Raw genomic sequence first — 17,234 nt, 5'->3', positions numbered from 1 at the left:
ATGACGTTTAAGCGTCCCTATGGCGCGGGACTGGCGGCTCTCGCAGTCGGCCTGTTCGCTGCGACCGCAGCCTATGCCGAGCCAACGGTCAACAAGGGAGACAACGCCTGGATGCTGACATCGACAGTGCTTGTGCTGTTGATGACGATCCCCGGCCTCGCGCTGTTCTACGGCGGCCTCGTCCGTTCCAAGAACATGCTCTCGGTTCTGATGCAGGTGTTCTACACCGTCTGCGTCGTCACCGTGATCTGGGCCGTCTACGGCTACAGCCTCACCTTCACCGGCGGCTCCGACTTCATCGGCGGCTTCTCCAAGGCCTTCATGATGGGCGTGACCACCGATACCAAGGCCGCAACCTTCTCGGTCGACGCCAACATCTCGGAGCTCATCTATGTCTGCTTCCAGATGACCTTCGCGGCGATCACGCCCGCCCTCATCGTCGGCGCCTTCGCCGAGCGCATGAAGTTCGCGGCGATCGCGCTCTTCATCCCGCTTTGGGTCACGCTGATCTACTTCCCGATCGCGCACATGGTCTGGTACTGGCCCGGCCCGGACATGATTCAGGATGCGGCCAAGGCCCTCGCAGCGGCGGGTGACGCGGCAGCCAAGACCGCGGCGCAGGCCAAGCTCGACGAGATCAATGCCGACGCCGGCTGGATCTTCAAGAAGGGCGCGATCGACTTCGCGGGCGGCACCGTGGTGCACATCAACGCCGGCATCGCAGGTCTCGTCGGCGCTCTGCTGATCGGCAAGCGCGTCGGCTACGGCAAGGAGCTGATGGCTCCGCACTCGCTGACCATGTCGATGATCGGTGCCTCGCTGCTCTGGGTCGGCTGGTTCGGCTTCAACGCCGGGTCCAATCTCGAAGCCAACGGCGGCGCCGCGCTCGCCATGACCAACTCCTTCGTCGCCACCGCAGCCGCCGCGCTGTCGTGGATGTTCGCGGAGTGGATCATCAAGGGTCATCCCTCGGTGCTCGGCGTCATCTCCGGCGCTGTCGCGGGCCTCGTGGCGGTCACGCCTGCGGCCGGTTACTCCGGCGTGATGGGTGCGATCGTTCTCGGCCTCGTGGTCGGCGTGGTCTGCCTGTTCTTCTGCACCGCCGTGAAGAACGCGCTGGGCTATGACGACTCGCTCGACGTGTTCGGCGTGCACTGCGTCGGCGGCATCGTCGGCGCGATCGGCACCGGCATCCTCGTCAACCCCGCGTTGGGTGGTGCCGGCATCATGGACTATACCGCGATCCCGCCGAAGGCTGCCGATTATGACTTCGCAACGCAGATGATCGCCCAGCTCTGGGGTGTCGGCACGACGCTGGTGTGGTCGGGCATCGGTTCGGCGATCCTCTATAAGGTCGTCGATGTGATCGTTGGTCTCCGCACCAATGTCGAGAGCGAACGTGAAGGCCTCGACATCACCGAGCACACCGAGCGCGCCTACAACATGTAACTCTCCTCCCGGTCGCGATCTCCTTGGGGACCGCGACCAGACCTACGGTTCGGGCACATACCCGGCAATGCCCTGACCGTTGAGGGGCTCCAGCGCAAGCTGGAGCCCCTTTCTTTCGATCGGGGTGCCGAAGAAAGGATTGCCGTTGCGCGACTGTCGCGAAGCTCGTCTTGGCCGGGCTCGTCCCGGCCAAGACGTCGCCGAAACATCCACGTCCCGGGAAGAGCACGATCAAGCGCCGCCAGCGACGAGAAGCGAGGACCTCGACAAAAGCGCCATGGATCCCGCCGTCATCCCGCCTCAATATTCCCGCTCTGGACGGAGGCGGCGGTCGATGGTTAATCGCGTCTTAACCTCGCCCTATCTATGGTGAACTGAACCGCTTCCCGCCGGTGCCTTCGCGCGACCGGCTGTTCCAAGAGTGCTGGCGCCCAGAATGGCTATGACCGCTTCATCCCGTGCGCCGCAGACCGGTGGAAGCTCCGAGACCGAACGCTCGCCCTTCGTCCGGCTGAACGAGCTCTTGGCCCCGCATCAGCCGGGTAAGCCCTTGATCACGCTTGCGGTCGGGGAACCCCAGCATCCGGTGCCTGATTTCGTCGGCCCGGTGCTGGCCAAGCACATCGCCGATTTCGGGCGGTACCCCATGAACAAGGGTACCGACCCGTTCCGCAAAGCCGCCGGCGCCTGGCTGTCGTCGCGTTTCAACCTGCCCCGGGCGCTCGACCCCGAGAGCGAGATTCTCGTCCTCAACGGCAGCCGCGAGGGGCTGTTCCTCGCCGCGATCGCAGCCGCGCGCTATGTCGGCCCGCGCCCGGGCAAGCCCGCCGTCCTGATGCCGAACCCGTTCTATCCGGTCTATGGCGCCGGCGCCCTCGCAGCAGCTTGCGAGCCGGTCTATCTGCCGACCACCGTCGACAACGGCTTCCTGCCCGATCTCGATGCCATCGATGAGGCGACGCTGGCGCGAACGGTGGCGTTCTATCTCGCCTCGCCCGCCAACCCGCAGGGCTCGGTCGCCACACCCGATTATTTCAAGCGGTTGAAGCAACTCGCCGATCGCCACGGCTTCGTGATTCTCAGCGACGAGTGCTATTCGGAAATCTACACCCGCGAGGCACCGGGCAGCGCGCTCGAATGCGCCGGCCCCGATTTCACCCGCGTGGTCGCGTTCCAGTCGCTCTCGAAGCGCTCCAACCTTCCGGGCCTGCGCGTCGGTTTTGCCGCCGGTGACAAGAAGTTCATCGGCATGTTCCTGGAGCTGCGCAACATCGCGGCGCCGCAAGTGCCGGTGCCGCTCCAGCATGTCGCGACCGTTGCTTACGGCGACGAAACGCATGTCGAGGAGAACCGCAGGCTCTACCGGATCAAGTTCGATCTCGCCGACCAGATCATCGGCAATCGTTACGGCTACCGCCGGCCCGATGCCGGCTTCTGCGTCTGGCTCGACACGTCCGCGATCGGCGACGACGTGTCCGTGACGCTGAGACTCTTCAAGGAAGCAGGCGTGCGCGTGGTGCCCGGCAGCTATCTGGCGCGGCTCCAGCCCGACGGCTTCAATCCCGGCGCAGGCTACATTCGCCTCGCGCTGGTGCAGGATGGCGAGACCACGGCGCAGGCGCTGCACCGCCTGGTCGAGACTCTGGGTTAGGCGGGGCCCATGAGCATGTCGGCAATCGAACGTGTCATTCCACTGGTCGGCCATCTGCCGCCCTCGATCCGCGAGGGGTTGGCGCGGCGCCTGCGCGAGCTCACCGGCCTCGGCCTGGTCGCGCTGTCCGGCGGCGCGTCGGCGGCGCTGATGACCTGGTCGGTGCAGGATCCCAGCCTCAGCCACGCCACCTCACGGCCGATCCGCAACATCCTCGGCTATGCCGGCGCGATCGGCGCCGATCTTGCAATGCAGATCCTCGGGCTCGGCGCGATCATGCTGGTCCTGACCGTCGCGGTCTGGGGCTGGCGCATGATGACGCATCGGCCATTCGACCGCGAAGCGCTGCGGCTCGGCTCCTGGATTCTCTGCACGGTGATCGCGGCGGGCTTCGTCAGCTGCTGGCCGCATGGCGGCGCCTGGCCGCTGCCGACCGGCCTTGGCGGCGTGGTCGGCGATGCCCTGGTGCGCGCACCCGCAGTGATCTTTGGGCCGGCCGGCACGATCTACCGCATCTTGCTCGGCACGATCCTGTTCGCCGCGATGACGGCGACCTTCCTGATCGCCTGTGGTCTCGGCGCGCGCGAGCATGACGACGAGTTCGCGGATATCGAAAACGACGACAAACCGCTCGACGCAGACGAGGAGAGCGATCGCGGCTCGGTGTCGCTGGGCTGGCTGTTCCACGCCTTGATGAGCACCAAGGCGCGACTGATCTGGCTGCTCGGCGCCGCTTACCGCTCGCTGGTCTCGAGCGGGCCGAAGACCAAGCCCGTTGCGTTCAGTCGTCAGGAGCCCAATCTCGGCGGCGGCCGCGGCGCGCCCTCGATCACACCGCAGTCCGAAGACGAGGACCACGCGGACGAGTACGAAGAAGAGGAAGACGAGGAGGAAGAGGAGGAGCCCGCCGCGCGCGCCCCGCGCAAGAAGGCTGCTCCGAAAACTCCTGCCAAGAAATCCTCCGACAAGTTCGATCTTCCGTCCGTCTCCATGCTCGCCGCGCCAAAGGCCGGCGACCGCCAGCCGCTCAGCAAGGCCGAGCTTGAAACCAATTCCCGCTCCCTCGAAGGTGTGCTCCAGGATTTCGGCGTGCGCGGCGAGATCGTGAAGGCCAATCCGGGTCCCGTCGTCACGCTGTACGAGCTGGAGCCGGCGCCCGGCATCAAGTCGTCGCGCGTGATCGGGCTTGCCGACGACATCGCGCGCTCGATGAGCGCGCTATCCGCCCGCGTCGCGGTCGTGCCCGGCCGTAACGCGATCGGCATCGAGCTGCCGAACGCGCACCGGGAAAAGGTCTATCTGCGCGAACTGCTGGTGGCGAAAGAGGCGACCGACACGGTTGCAAAGCTGCCGCTCTGCCTCGGCAAGACCATCGGCGGCGATCCCGTCATCATCGACCTAGCGCGCACGCCGCACATGCTGATCGCCGGTACCACCGGCTCCGGCAAATCGGTCGCCATCAACACCATGATCCTCAGCCTGGTCTATAGGCTGCGCCCCGACCAGTGCCGGCTGATCATGGTCGATCCGAAGATGCTCGAACTCTCCGTCTATGACGGCATCCCCCATCTGCTCACGCCGGTTGTGACCGATCCGAAGAAGGCGGTGGTTGCGCTGAAATGGGCCGTGCGCGAGATGGAAGAGCGCTACAAGAACATGGCCAAGCTCGGTGTGCGCAACATCGATGGCTACAACACGCGCCTGCTCGAATTGAAGGCCAAGGGCGAGGAGCCGACGCGCACGGTGCATACCGGCTTCGACAAGGAGACCGGCAAGGCGATCTACGAGGAAGAGAAGCTCTCGCTCGACCCGCTGCCCTACATCGTCATCATCGTCGACGAAATGGCCGACCTGATGATGGTCGCCGGCAAGGACATCGAAGGCGCGGTGCAGCGTCTGGCGCAGATGGCGCGCGCCGCCGGCTTGCACGTGATCCTCGCCACGCAGCGTCCGTCGGTCGACGTCATCACCGGCACCATCAAGGCGAACTTCCCGACCCGCATCGCTTTCCAGGTGACGTCCAAGATCGACAGCCGCACCATTCTCGGCGAGATGGGCGCCGAGCAGCTGCTCGGCCAGGGCGACATGCTCTACATGGCCGGCGGCGGCCGCATCAGCCGCGTGCACGGACCTTTTGCCTCCGACGAGGAGGTCGAGAAGGTGGTGCGTCACCTCAAGACGCAGGGCCAGCCCGAATATCTCGAAGCGGTCACGGCCGAAGAGCCCACCGAGGACGAGGATGGCGCGGTGTTCGACGCCACGGGCATGGGTGCCGACGGCGGCGGCGATTTATTTGCGCAGGCCGTTGCCATCGTCAAACGTGACCGCAAGGCCTCGACCAGCTACATCCAGCGCCGCCTGCAAATCGGCTATAACCGCGCTGCATCGCTGATGGAGCGCATGGAACTGGAAGGCATCGTCGGGCCCGCCAACCATGCCGGCAAGCGTGAGATTCTGGTCGAGGAAGAAGACAGCCATATGTGAGGCAAGGGACCTCGAGACATCATTTCACGCAGAATCGATATCTGCTTTTGGCCGAAATCACGCTAAGAAGGCGCCCAGCCACGTTAGGACGACGCGTTGATCAGACATACGGACATTCGATTCGCTGCCACCATCGCTGCGCGTAGCGCGCGGGTGGCCGGCGTGCTTCTGGTGACCGCCGCGATGGTGACCGCAGCGTCGCTGGCGCAGACTGTGCCTGTGCCCAAGCCCGCGCCGAAGGGACGTGACGGCGGCGCCGCGGGCGGGCCAGCTATCACCGGTGCGACGCAGACGCCACCGAATCCGGTCATCCCGGATCCGCGCCGCAACGTGCCGAGCAGCATCTTCCAGACCTTCGACGCCAACCAGAAGGCACAGGCCGCCAAGGTCAGCGCCTATCTGTCCTCGCTTCAGACGCTGGTCGGGAATTTCGTTCAGGTCGGCCCCGACGGCAGCAAGACGCAGGGCGATTTCTACATCCAGAAGCCGGGCAAGGTCCGCTTCGAATATGATGCGCCGAGCCCGATCGACATCGTCGCCGACGGATCGTCGCTGGTGGTGCGTGATCGCAAGCTCGCAACCCAGGACGTGTATCCGCTGTCGCAGACGCCGCTGCGTTTCCTGCTGTCCGATCGCATCGACCTGATGAGAGACACCAACGTCGTCAACGTATCGGCTGACGACGTCTTCATTAGCGTTACCATCGAGGAGAAGCAGGCGCTGGTCGGCACCAGCCGTCTCCTCTTGATGTTTGGCGCCAAGGACGGTCAGTTGAAGCAGTGGACCGTCACCGATCCGCAGGGCTACGACACCACGATCGCGGTCTACAATCTGGATTCGAGCAAGAAGCTCGATCCCAACATGTTCAAGATCGATTTCACCAATTACGGCCCATCGCCAGGTTGAACGTTCTATCGCCGTAGGGTGAGCGAAGGTGCCCTTGCGCCGTGCCCACCATCTCTTTCCTCGCGGCAGGCATGGTGGGCACGCTTCGCTCTTCGAGCTGCACCGGACAAATTGCTGTGCCCGTGCTGCGAGACCTCGCATTTCCAAGCTGGAAAAGACGTGGGCACGTCGCGCTGCGCCTTTGCCCATCCTGCGAGAGCTTGCTAAGACGCACGTCCCATGCGTTTTTCCCTGACAACCTGGAACATCAATTCGGTGCGGCTACGCATCGATCTGGTCGCGAAATTCCTCAAGAGCGCGCGGCCGGACGTGCTGTGCCTGCAGGAGACCAAATGCATCGACGACGCCTTTCCGCTCAAGCGTTTCAAGCGGCTCGGCTATGAGCACGTCGCGCTGAACGGGCAGAAGGGCTATCACGGCGTCGCCATCGTCTCGAAGATTCCGTTCGAGTCGAAGGACATCCGAACCTTCTGCGACAAGCTGGATTCCCGCCACATCTCGGTGTCGTTCGGCGGCACGGCCAACATCGCAAAGCCGCTGATCGTGCATAATTTCTACGTGCCCGCCGGCGGCGACATTCCCGATCCCGCGCTGAACGAGAAGTTCGACCACAAGCTGCGCTTCCTCGACGAGATGAGAGCCTGCGAGCCGCTGCATCCGCGAGGGCAGGACCGCCACATCCTCGTCGGCGACCTCAACGTCGCCCCGCACGAGAACGACGTCTGGTCGCACAAGCAGCTTCTGAAGGTGGTTTCGCACACCCCGATCGAAACCGAGAAGCTGAAGGCGGCGCTGGCTGCCGGCGAATGGATCGATGTCGCGCGCGAGCGCATCCCGATGTCGGAGAAGGTCTATACGTGGTGGAGCTATCGCTCCCCCGACTGGACCGTCGGCGATCGCGGCCGCCGGCTCGACCACATCTGGGTCTCGCGCGCGCTGAAGGATGCCGTTCAGGATTTCAAGATCCTTCGCGATGCGCGGAGCTGGGAGCGGCCGTCGGACCATGTCCCGGTGACGGTGACGCTCGAGGTTTAGCACCGTCCATCACGCCTGACGCCCTCATTCTGAGGAGCGCGCGTGCGCGCGTCTCGAAGGATGGGCTGCGGGCGATGTCCGGGCCTTCATGGTTCGAGACGGCGCTGACGCGCCTCCTCACCATGAGGATCACTCACGACGTCAGCTTCGCACCGGCCATCAAAATATCGCTGGCGATCTGGCTGGAGCGGACTGCGAATTCGTCGCGCAGGCGAACCGCGGCGGCGGGGTCGCTTTCGAGCACGCGCTGGAACAGGCTGCGCGCGATGCGGATGACGGAGGCGTGCTCCAGCGCGACCGCGGTCGACGGCCGCTTCATCGGCACGACCAGCGCGAGCTCGCCGATCAGGGCGCCGGGACCGGCGATCATTTCGGCACCGGCGCCGTCATCGACCCGGAAGGCGCCGCGCTGGACCACGAAGCCGGCGTCGGCATCGTCGCCGAGATTGAACAGGACGTCGCCGCGGACGAAGTTGCGCTGCTCGGAGCCGATCGCCAGCATGCGCAACGAGGCGTCTCCCAACAGGCGCAGTGTCGGGACACGCTCGAGAAGCGCTACATCGTCGTCGATTGACATTCAGGTCCGAGGCTCAAGGGCAGGCGATCTAACGATTCGCAGGCCCCTGAAGCGTATCACGGCACCAGCTTGTAGCCACCGGCTTCCGTGACCAGGATTTCCGGGTTGGCGGCGTCCTTCTCGATCTTCTGGCGAAGGCGGTAGATGTGGGTTTCCAGCGTGTGGGTGGTGACGCCGGAATTATAACCCCAGACCTCCTGGAGCAGCGTCTCGCGCGACACCGGCATCTGGCCGGCCCGGTAGAGGAAGCGGAGGATGGCGGTCTCCTTTTCGGTGAGGCGGACCTTGCGCGCGTTCGCTGCCGTCAGCATCTTCGAGCCGGGGCGGAAAGAGTAGGGGCCGACCGAGAACACCGCGTCCTCGCTGGCCTCGTGCTGGCGAAGCTGGGCGCGGATGCGGGCGAGCAGCACGGCGAAGCGGAAGGGCTTTGCCACATAATCGTTGGCGCCGGACTCCAGCCCCAAAATGGTGTCGGAATCGGTGTCGTGGCCGGTCAGCATGATGATCGGGGCCTTGAAGCCGCCCTTGCGTAACGAGCGAACCACCTCGCGACCATCGGTGTCGGGCAGGCCGACATCCATCAGAACGAGATCGGGAGCATTGGCCTTTGCGGCGCTTGCGCCCTTGGCGCCGGTATCGACGGCGGATGCTTCGAATTCTTCGTGCAGCGATAATTGCTCCACCAACGTATCGCGCAGATCGGTATCGTCATCCACGATCAGGATCTTGCGGGCATTGGCCATAGGGGGTCATCCTTTTGGATCCGGCTCGGCGCGCATCCATGCCGCACCCAGCCGCGAGGGAAAGTTAGGGGTCGCCGTTGTTATTGTTGTTCGTGTTGAAGTAGTGGGCTGTTACCGATTCACAAGCCAGAACCACTCTAACCCAGAATAGCAGGGCGTTTTGATGAATGTCCTGTAATGAATTCGACATCGCACGTTCACATGAAAAACAAAGCTGCGTCAGCTAGTTACACCATGAACCGAAGTGCCGGGCCGCTGTCCGCGATCCGCGTTAGGCGTGCCGCCGGCAATCCCCGCCGGGGCTGGCTGACGGCCGGAGCACTGACGATACCGGTGGCGCTGGGACGCGGCGGCATCCTCGCCAACAAGCGCGAGGGCGACGGCGGCACCCCGAAAGGCAGCTTCCGCCCCAGGCGGTTGTGGTGGCGGGGCGATCGGCACAGCCGTCCGCAGACATTCTTGCCGGCCCGGATCATCACCGGCGAGGACGCCTGGTGCGAGGACCCCAAAGACCGTCATTACAACCAAGGTATCCGGCTCGGCGAAGGGCAGGGCGGTGACCGGCTCAAGCGGAGCGACCATCTCTATGATTTCATCATCGAGATCGACCACAACACGAGGCCGCGCATCGCCGGCCGCGGCAGCGCGGTGTTCTTGCACCTCGCCCGCGACAATTTCGGCCCGACCGCAGGCTGCGTCGCCATGACGAGATCTGCGATGCTGCAATTGCTGCGACGATTGGGACCAAGAACGAAAATCATCATCGGGTGAGGACGCATGCTCGACAGGGATCAGATCGGGCAGCGGAGGTGGTGACCCCGGGCATGGGCCATCCGCCGCTGCCGATCCAGGCCGGCGATCATTTTGCGGTGGATTTCGGCGTGCTGGGCAAGGTGTCGGTGGGGTTTGCGTAGGTGCGGCCCCTTCCGCCGTCATTGCGGGGGAAGTGAAGCAATCCCGAAATGCATACGTGGAAAGACTCTGGATTGCTTCGCTTCGCTCGCAATGACGAAATCAAGACCGTTGCCCCACGGCCCTTCGCCTACGGCTCTCACCGATGCCCGAAGATCGCGCTTCCCACGCGGACATGGGTGGCGCCGAGCATGATCGCGGTCACAAAATCCGCGCTCATGCCCATCGACAGGTTCTTCAGGCCATTGCGCGCCGCGATCTTGGCGGTGAGAGCAAAGTGCGCCGCCGGCGGTTCGTCGATCGGCGGGATGCACATCAGGCCGGAAATCGTCAGCCCATAGGTGTCGCGGCAGCTCGCGAGGAAGGCATCGGCCTCGCCGGGCGCGACGCCGGCCTTCTGCGGCTCCTCGCCGGTGTTGATCTGGACGAACAGCTGCGGGTGCTTGTTCTGGGATTCGATTTCCTTGGCTAACGCTTGGCAAATGCTCGGACGGTCGACCGAATGGATGGCATCGAACAGCGCGACCGCCTCCTTCGCCTTGTTGGATTGCAGCGGCCCGATCAGATGCAGCGCGATGTCCGAGTAGACAGACATTAACGCGGGCCACTTGCCTTTGGCCTCCTGGACCCGATTTTCGCCGAATACGCGCTGTCCGGCGTCGATCACCGGGGTAATCGTATCCGCGGCGAAAGTCTTGGACACTGCGATCAGCGTCACGGAGGCGCGATCGCGCTGCGCATCCTTGCAGGCACGTGCAATTTCGGCCTCGACTGCGGCGAGCCCGTTTGGTGAATGGCCGGTTGCCGGCGCGGCGTTGGCTTCTGTCATGACGTCGATCGGTTGTGGTCGTAACCGCAGGTAAGTCCAATTTTACCGAGTTCAAGAAAGAGTTTTTGAACCCTTCGCTTTACCTTGCCCGTGGGGTGGGTAGCGAAGATGGCAAGCGTCAGTCTCAACCGCAAACGAGCCAAACTCAAGCAGGTTCTCGGAATCCGGGCGCGGCTCGCGTTGCTCGCGGTGATTCTGGTGGCCCCCTTGATGCTCGAGCGCATCCGTTCGCTCGAAGACACGCGCGCGCGGCAGATCGCGCAGGCCGCCGCCGAATTCACCACCGTCGCAAGGCACAGCGCCGATGCGCAGCGCGAGGTGATCTCGTCGGTCGAGACCATCCTGAAATCGGAGGCCTTCATTCGGGCGTCCGCCGGCGGGATCAGCAAGAGCTGCGACGTGCTGCGTGCGAGCCTGCCGTCGAGCCTGCCCTGGATCCGCACGCTTCTAATCGCGGGCCAGGACGGCCGCATCCAGTGCGCCACCAACAACATGTATGTCGGCCTCGATCTCAGTGACCGGCCCTACTTCCTGCAGGCACAGGAAACCGGCCGTTTCGTGCTGAGCGACTTCATCCTGTCGCGGCCCGCGCCGACGCCGACCGTCATGGCGGTTTATCCGGTGTCCGCCTTCAGCGGCGTTCCGGATGCCGTCGTGCTCGCCACCGTCAACCTCGACTGGATGTCGAAGGTTATGAGCAATCTCGGCGGACGCGCCGGCATCACGGCGGTTCTCGTCGACAGCGCCGGCACCGTACTGGCCGCGCCCGCCGACCAGCACAGCGCGGTCGGCCGTCCCCTCGACAACATGCCGCTGATGTCGGCGATCGCCGACAGGGCGCTGCGGTCCGACCAGGATGAAGGCGCGCTGTCCTTTCTAGCTGCCGACGGCTCCCGCCGCGCGGTCAGCTACATCCGCATCGCCGGCACCAATGCCCGCCTGATCGCAAGCATCGACGAGGACAAGGTGTCCGCGGCGGTGAGCCGCGACATCCGCACCGCCTATCTTCAGCTCGCCTTCGTCGTCGTGTTCGTCCTGCTCGGCGCGCTGATCGCCGCCGAGAAACTGGTGATCAAGCCGATCGAGATGCTGGCCGACATGGCCAAGCGTCTCGGCGAAGGCGATCTGTCGGCGCGGGCGGCGCGTACTCGCCTGCCCGCCGAGTTCGTGCCGCTGGCGCGCGCGTTCAATGCGATGGCCGCGCAATTGAGTCAGCGCGAGCGCGAGCTGATCGCGAGCAACGACCGCCTGACGGTGATGGCATCGATCGACATGCTGTCCGGTCTCGCAAACCGTCGCGGCTTCCAGAGCCGGCTCGATTTCGAATGGATGCGCGCCCAGCAATATGGCAGCGACCTCGCGCTTCTGATGATCGACGTCGACCACTTCAAGCTCTTCAACGACACTTATGGCCATCTCGAAGGCGATTCCTGCCTGACCCGGCTCGGCGAATCGCTGTCCGGCATTGCCGCCGACACGATGGGTTTCGCGGCGCGCTATGGCGGCGAGGAATTCTGTCTGCTGCTGCCGAACACCGACGTCGCCCGCGCCGTCGAAATCGGCGAACTCGTCCGCGCGGCCGTGTTGAAACTCTGCCTGCCGCATATCACCTCCGCGCATATGATCGTCACCGTCTCGATCGGCGTTGCAGCGACGAAGCCAAACGAGACACTGCGCCCCGGTGACCTCATCGAAGCCGCCGACGCCGCGCTCTACGCCGCAAAACACCGCGGCCGCAACAACGTCGTCGAGCACGGCGTGCAGGCGATCGAGACCGGCGCGACCGAGATCGCGATGGCAGGCTAGCCGGCCATCCGCTCCCGATCGAACTCGCTCTCCGTAACGGCGCGATTGCGGCCGCTGCTCTTGCAAGATAGAGCGCGCGGTTGCCGCGCTCGAGACTGGCGCTCAGCTCGTTAATTGCACCTCAAACTGGACCTACCTCGGTAGCGAACCGGAGGTTTGAAGCGGAAAACGTGAAATCTATCGGCGTTCGGCAACCCATTGACCCCTTACAGGCTTTTATGGCCTAGTCCGCCGTCTTTAGCCGGCCGAACCCACGAAAACCCAACGATTCCATGACCTCCGAACGCTACAATGCCCGCGACGCCGAACCGCGCTGGCAACGCCTCTGGGACGAACAGGCGATCTTCGTCTCCCGAAACGACGATCCGCGGCCGAAATATTACGTCCTCGAGATGTTCCCCTACCCCTCCGGGCGCATCCATATCGGTCATGTCCGCAACTATACGCTCGGTGACGTCCTGGCCCGGTTCATGCGCGCCAAGGGGTTCAATGTGCTGCACCCGATGGGCTGGGACGCCTTCGGCCTGCCGGCCGAGAACGCCGCGATCGAGCGCAAGGTCGCGCCCAAGGCCTGGACCTACGACAACATCGCCGCGATGAAGAAGCAGCTCCGCTCGATCGGGCTGTCGCTGGACTGGTCCAGAGAGATCGCGACCTGCGATCCTTCCTACTACAAGCACCAGCAGAAGATGTTTCTCGACTTCCTCCGCGAAGGGCTCGCCGAGCGCGAGAAGCGCAAGGTGAACTGGGACCCCGTCGACATGACCGTGCTCGCGAACGAGCAGGTAATCGATGGCCGTGGCTGGCGCTCCGGCGCCGTCGTCGAGCAGCGCGAGATGAACCAGTGGGTCTTCAAGATCACGAAGTACTCGCAGGAGCTGCTGTCGGCGCTGGACGGGCTCCACCGCTGGCCCGACAAGGTGCGGCTAATGCAGCGCAACTGGATCGGCCGCTCGGAAGGCCTGTTGATCCGCTTTGCGCTGGATGCGGCGACGACGGCCGGCGAAAACGAGCTGAAGATTTTCACGACGCGCCCGGACACGCTGTTCGGCGCGAAGTTCATGGCGATCTCGGCGGATCATCCGCTGGCGCAGGCGGCCGCCGCGAAGAACCCTGCGCTTGCGGAGTTCATCACCGAGATCAAGAAGATCGGCACCGCGCAGGAGGTCATCGACACCGCGGAGAAGCAGGGCTTCGACACCGGCATCCGCGCAGTGCACCCGTTCGATCCCTCCTGGAAGCTGCCGGTCTATGTCGCCAACTTCGTGTTGATGGAATACGGCACCGGCGCGATCTTCGGCTGCCCCGCGCACGACCAGCGCGACCTCGACTTCGTCAACAAGTACAATCTCGGCAACACGCCGGTGGTGTGCCCCGAGGGGCAGGATCCGAAATCGTTCGTCATCACCGATACCGCCTATGACGGTGACGGCCGCATGATCAATTCCCGCTTCCTCGACGGCATGACGATCGATCAGGCCAAGGAAGAGGTGGCGAAGCGGCTGGAAGGCGAGCTGCGCGGCAACGCGCCGGTCGGCGAGCGGCAGGTCAATTTCCGCCTGCGCGACTGGGGCATTTCGCGCCAGCGCTACTGGGGCTGCCCGATTCCCGTCATCCACTGTCCGAAATGCGATGTGGTGCCGGTGCCGGATGCGGATTTGCCGGTGAAGCTGCCGGATGATGCGACCTTCGACCGACCGGGCAACGCGCTCGATCATCATCCGACCTGGAAACACGTCACCTGCCCGAAATGCGGGGCTAAGGCGCAGCGTGAGACCGACACCATGGACACTTTCGTGGATTCGTCCTGGTACTTTGCGCGCTTCACCGATCCCTGGAACGAGAACGCGCCGACGACGCCTGCGGTCGCCAACCGGATGCTGCCGGTCGATCAGTATATCGGCGGCGTCGAGCACGCGATCCTGCACCTGCTCTACAGCCGCTTCTTCACCCGCGCGATGAAGGCGACTGGGCACATCGCGCTCGACGAGCCGTTTGCCGGGATGTTCACACAGGGCATGGTGGTGCACGAGACCTACCAAAAGGCCGACGGCTCCTATGTGCAGCCGGCCGAGGTCAAGGTCGAGGTCGGCGGCAATGGTCGCCGCGCCACGCTGCTCGCGACCGGCGAAGACATCCAGATCGGTCCGATCGAGAAGATGTCGAAGTCGAAGAAGAACACTGTCGATCCCGACGACATCATCGAGACCTACGGCGCCGACGTCGCCCGCTGGTTCATGCTGTCAGACTCCCCGCCCGATCGCGACGTGATCTGGAGCGACGAGCGCGTCCAGGGCGCATCGCGCTTCGTGCAGCGGCTGTGGCGGCTGGTGAACGATGCGAAGGAACTCGGCAACGACGCGCCGGCGGCCCGGCCGGCTTCGTTCGGGGCAGATGCCACCGCCTTGCGCAAGGCCGCCCATGGCGCCCTGGACAAGGTCACGACCGGCATCGAGCGACTGCACTTCAACGTCTGCCTCGCCCATATCCGCGAATTCGCCAATGCCCTATCCGAGGTGCTCCAGCGCCCCGGCCAGCCCGCCGCGGACCTGGCCTGGGCAATCCGGGAGGCCAGCCAGATCCTGGTCCAGCTGTTCTCCCCGATGATGCCGCATCTGGCCGAGGAGTGCTGGCAGGCTTTGGGCCAGAGCGCGCTGGTTTCGGAGGCCAATTGGCCCCAAATCGAACGCGATTTGCTGGTTGAAGACAGCGTGACCCTGGTGGTCCAGGTCAACGGCAAGAAGCGGGGTGAGGTCACAGTTGCAACACTGGCCCAGAATCCGGAAATCGAGGCTGCCGTTTTGGCCCTCGATGCGGTAAAGCTGGCCCTGGACGGCAAGCCCGTCCGCAAGGTGATCATCGTCCCCAAGAGGATCGTGAATGTTGTCGGCTAGGATCCGCATCGCAGCCCGCTTGCTGGCGGTCGCCGCCCTGGCGGCGCTGACGGCCGGCTGCTTCCAGCCGATGTATGCCGAGCGCAACGACGGTACCCCTGGCCTGCGCGAGAAGCTGATGGGGGTCGAGCTGCCGCCGATCGCCAAAGCGAACGCCTCCCGCGAGGCGCGCGTTGGCGTCGAGGTCCGCAATGCCCTGGCCTTCAAGCTCTACGGCACGGCGACGGGAATGCCGCCGACCCACCGCCTGGAGATCCGCTTCACCACCACCCGCTCGTCCCTGATCGTGAGCGCCGCGACGGGACTGCCGACCAGCGAAAATTACGGCATCGATGCGCAATACAATCTGATCGACGTCGCGACCGGCAAGTCGGTGATGACCGGGACCACCTTCTCGCGCGTGTCCTACGACATGCCCGGCTCCTATCAGCGCTTCTCCCGCAACCGCGCCGTGCGCGACGCCGAGGATCGTGCCGCCAACGAGATCGCGGAGAACATCAACACTCGGCTCGCCTCGTTCTTCACCGCGGGCACGTAGTTCATTTCCGTCATTCCGGGGGCACACGAAGTGAACCCGGAATCTCAATTCCCAACCTCTGGATTCCGGCTTTGCGCGATGCGCGCCCGGGAATGACAATCTAGGCATGGTCGCGCTGCGCGGAAAAGAGATCGATGCCTTCCTCGCCCGCCCGGATGCGGGCCGCCCGATCATCCTGCTCTACGGTCCCGACGCGGGCCTCGTGCGCGAGCGCGCCGATGCGCTGATCGCATCCGCCGTCGACGATCCCAACGATCCGTTCTCGCTGGTCAAGCTCGACGGCGACGAGCTCTCCGCCGAGCCGTCGCGCCTCGTCGACGAAGCCATGACGGTGCCGCTGTTCGGCGGCCGCCGCGCCATCCGCGTCCGCGCCGGCTCGCGCAGCTTTGCCAGCGGCATCGACACCCTGGCCGAGATGAACGTAAAGGATTGCCGCATCGTGATCGAGGCCGGCGAGCTGCGCCCGGAATCGCCGCTGCGCAAGGCGTGCGAGCGCGCCAAGACGGCGGTCGCGATCGGCTGCTATCCCGACACCGAGCGCGACCTCGCCAAGCTGATGGAGGAGGAGCTCCGCATCGCCAATCTGCGCATCGCGCAGGACGCCCGCGCGGCGCTGATGTCGTTCCTTGGCGGCGACCGCCAGGCCTCGCGCAACGAGCTGCGCAAGCTCACGCTCTATGCCCATGGCAAGGGCGAGGTCACGCTGGATGACGTGATGTCCGTGGTTGCCGACGCCTCCGAGCTGAAGCTCGATCCCATCGTCGATGGCGCCTTTGCCGGCCGGCCCGACATTGTCGAGGCCGAATTCGCCAAGGCCATGATCGCCGGCACCTATCCCGGCGTGATCATCTCCGCCGCGCAGCGCCAGGCCGCGTGGCTGCACAAATCGGCGCTCGCGATTGCCGACGGGACGCCGGCCTCAGCCGTGCTCGACGGCGGCTTTCCACGGCTGCACTTCTCGCGGAAGCCCGCGGTCGAAGCGGCGCTGCGCAATTTCAGCCCGGCCCGGCTCGCCGCCATCATCGAGCAGCTCGCGACCGCCGCGCTCGACACCCGCAAGCAATCCACCCTCGCCGCCGCCATCGCCCAGCGCACGCTGATGGCGATCGCCGCGAATGCGAAGCGGCGGGGCTGAGCCGAATTCTCTCCACGTCATTGCGAGCCAACGGGTCCGCGCAAAGCGCGGCCCGATGACAGGCTCCGCGAAGCAATCCAGAATCCCTCCGCGGAAAGATTCTGGATTGCTTCGTCGCTGATGCTCCTCGCAATGACGTGTGGAGAGAGTCCCGCGTCACAATGATGGCGGTAATCCCTCATCCTGAGAGCCTGACTCAAAAAGCGCGTGGACGCTATCAAGGTTCTGGCTAGACGGCGAATTAGGAGCCTTAGATGGGCGGCGAGCAGCCAAGC

General features: G+C 64.6%; 13 protein-coding genes and 1 pseudogene. 11 read left to right on the top strand and 3 right to left on the bottom strand.

The features are described from left to right. The 5 genes from IVB01_RS09720 to xth all read left to right on the top strand — a co-directional run bounded on the left by IVB01_RS09720 (nucleotide 1) and on the right by xth (nucleotide 7,525). Nucleotides 1–1,449: an ammonium transporter gene (locus IVB01_RS09720; protein ID WP_247279968.1), complete on the top strand. Its 1,449-nt coding sequence runs from the start codon at nucleotides 1–3 to the stop codon at nucleotides 1,447–1,449. A 436-nt stretch (nucleotides 1,450–1,885) separates the two neighbouring features. After that, nucleotides 1,886–3,100, top strand: a complete 1,215-nt coding sequence (locus tag IVB01_RS09715) for an aminotransferase class I/II-fold pyridoxal phosphate-dependent enzyme (protein WP_247279967.1) — start codon at nucleotides 1,886–1,888, stop codon at nucleotides 3,098–3,100. A gap of 9 nt (nucleotides 3,101–3,109) precedes the next feature. After that, nucleotides 3,110–5,584 carry a DNA translocase FtsK gene (locus tag IVB01_RS09710; protein ID WP_247279966.1) on the top strand — a complete coding sequence of 825 codons (2,475 nt, stop codon included), beginning with the start codon at nucleotides 3,110–3,112 and terminating at the stop codon, nucleotides 5,582–5,584. Nucleotides 5,585–5,737: 153 nt separating this feature from the next. Further along, on the top strand, nucleotides 5,738–6,490 hold the full coding sequence (locus tag IVB01_RS09705) for an outer membrane lipoprotein carrier protein LolA (protein ID WP_247280038.1): 753 nt from the start codon (nucleotides 5,738–5,740) through the stop codon (nucleotides 6,488–6,490). Between the two features lie 219 nt (nucleotides 6,491–6,709). After that, nucleotides 6,710–7,525: an exodeoxyribonuclease III gene (gene xth, locus IVB01_RS09700; protein ID WP_247279965.1), complete on the top strand. Its 816-nt coding sequence runs from the start codon at nucleotides 6,710–6,712 to the stop codon at nucleotides 7,523–7,525. Between the two features lie 133 nt (nucleotides 7,526–7,658). Here xth and IVB01_RS09695 read toward each other — a convergent pair whose 3' ends face one another. Next, nucleotides 7,659–8,102 carry a cyclic nucleotide-binding domain-containing protein gene (locus tag IVB01_RS09695; protein WP_247279964.1) on the bottom strand — a complete coding sequence of 148 codons (444 nt, stop codon included), beginning with the start codon at nucleotides 8,100–8,102 and terminating at the stop codon, nucleotides 7,659–7,661. A gap of 56 nt (nucleotides 8,103–8,158) precedes the next feature. Then, entirely contained in the window at nucleotides 8,159–8,845 is a 687-nt protein-coding gene (locus tag IVB01_RS09690; RefSeq protein WP_007598630.1) for a response regulator transcription factor, read from the bottom strand. Between the two features lie 234 nt (nucleotides 8,846–9,079). Here IVB01_RS09690 and IVB01_RS09685 point away from each other — a divergent pair, with 234 nt between their 5' ends. Both IVB01_RS09685 and IVB01_RS09680 read left to right on the top strand, forming a co-directional pair. Beyond that, nucleotides 9,080–9,616, top strand: a complete 537-nt coding sequence (locus IVB01_RS09685) for a L,D-transpeptidase family protein (protein WP_247279963.1) — start codon at nucleotides 9,080–9,082, stop codon at nucleotides 9,614–9,616. A 26-nt stretch (nucleotides 9,617–9,642) separates the two neighbouring features. Beyond that, a pseudogene (locus tag IVB01_RS09680) lies at nucleotides 9,643–9,759 on the top strand (hydratase); the annotation flags it as partial. Nucleotides 9,760–9,896: 137 nt separating this feature from the next. On the opposite strand, the gene IVB01_RS09675 reads toward IVB01_RS09680, so the two are convergent. Further along, complete coding sequence (locus tag IVB01_RS09675; protein ID WP_247279962.1) at nucleotides 9,897–10,586, bottom strand: YggS family pyridoxal phosphate-dependent enzyme; 690 nt, start codon at nucleotides 10,584–10,586, stop codon at nucleotides 9,897–9,899. 108 nt (nucleotides 10,587–10,694) lie between these two features. On the opposite strand from IVB01_RS09675, the gene IVB01_RS09670 reads away from it, so the two are divergent. From IVB01_RS09670 to holA, 4 genes are all read left to right on the top strand, one after another. Continuing rightward, complete coding sequence (locus tag IVB01_RS09670) at nucleotides 10,695–12,392, top strand: diguanylate cyclase (protein ID WP_247279961.1); 1,698 nt, start codon at nucleotides 10,695–10,697, stop codon at nucleotides 12,390–12,392. Between the two features lie 272 nt (nucleotides 12,393–12,664). Then, on the top strand, nucleotides 12,665–15,286 hold the full coding sequence (gene leuS / locus IVB01_RS09665; protein ID WP_247279960.1) for a leucine--tRNA ligase: 2,622 nt from the start codon (nucleotides 12,665–12,667) through the stop codon (nucleotides 15,284–15,286). Beyond that, a complete protein-coding gene (lptE, locus tag IVB01_RS09660; RefSeq protein WP_247279959.1) occupies nucleotides 15,273–15,824 on the top strand; it encodes an LPS assembly lipoprotein LptE in 552 nt (183 codons plus the stop codon). The genes leuS and lptE overlap by 14 nt, the downstream gene beginning before the upstream one ends. Nucleotides 15,825–15,930: 106 nt before the next feature. After that, the gene (gene holA / locus IVB01_RS09655; RefSeq protein ID WP_247421376.1) at nucleotides 15,931–16,959 is read left to right on the top strand and encodes a DNA polymerase III subunit delta; all 1,029 of its coding nucleotides are present in this window, start codon (nucleotides 15,931–15,933) and stop codon (nucleotides 16,957–16,959) included. Nucleotides 16,960–17,234: the final 275 nt, after the last annotated feature.

Source organism: Bradyrhizobium sp. 164 (assembly GCF_023073715.1).
In the GTDB taxonomy this organism is placed as follows: Bacteria; Pseudomonadota; Alphaproteobacteria; order Rhizobiales; family Xanthobacteraceae; genus Bradyrhizobium.
The sequence above is the reverse complement of the archived record's forward strand: the minus strand, read 5'-3'. Positions and strand labels throughout refer to the sequence as shown.

Bases quoted from the DNA above. Each gene is read 5' to 3' on its own strand.
- IVB01_RS09720 (WP_247279968.1), top strand. From the start codon at position 1: ATGACGTTTAAGCGTCCCTATGGCGCGGGACTGGCGGCTCTCGCAGTC.
- IVB01_RS09715 (WP_247279967.1), top strand. From the start codon at position 1,886: ATGGCTATGACCGCTTCATCCCGTGCGCCGCAGACCGGTGGAAGCTCC.
- IVB01_RS09710 (WP_247279966.1), top strand. From the start codon at position 3,110: ATGAGCATGTCGGCAATCGAACGTGTCATTCCACTGGTCGGCCATCTG.
- xth (WP_247279965.1), top strand. From the start codon at position 6,710: ATGCGTTTTTCCCTGACAACCTGGAACATCAATTCGGTGCGGCTACGC.
- IVB01_RS09695 (WP_247279964.1), bottom strand. From the start codon at position 8,102: ATGTCAATCGACGACGATGTAGCGCTTCTCGAGCGTGTCCCGACACTG.
- IVB01_RS09690 (WP_007598630.1), bottom strand. From the start codon at position 8,845: ATGGCCAATGCCCGCAAGATCCTGATCGTGGATGACGATACCGATCTG.
- IVB01_RS09685 (WP_247279963.1), top strand. From the start codon at position 9,080: ATGAACCGAAGTGCCGGGCCGCTGTCCGCGATCCGCGTTAGGCGTGCC.
- IVB01_RS09675 (WP_247279962.1), bottom strand. From the start codon at position 10,586: ATGACAGAAGCCAACGCCGCGCCGGCAACCGGCCATTCACCAAACGGG.
- IVB01_RS09670 (WP_247279961.1), top strand. From the start codon at position 10,695: ATGGCAAGCGTCAGTCTCAACCGCAAACGAGCCAAACTCAAGCAGGTT.
- leuS (WP_247279960.1), top strand. From the start codon at position 12,665: ATGACCTCCGAACGCTACAATGCCCGCGACGCCGAACCGCGCTGGCAA.
- lptE (WP_247279959.1), top strand. From the start codon at position 15,273: ATGTTGTCGGCTAGGATCCGCATCGCAGCCCGCTTGCTGGCGGTCGCC.
- holA (WP_247421376.1), top strand. From the start codon at position 15,931: ATGGTCGCGCTGCGCGGAAAAGAGATCGATGCCTTCCTCGCCCGCCCG.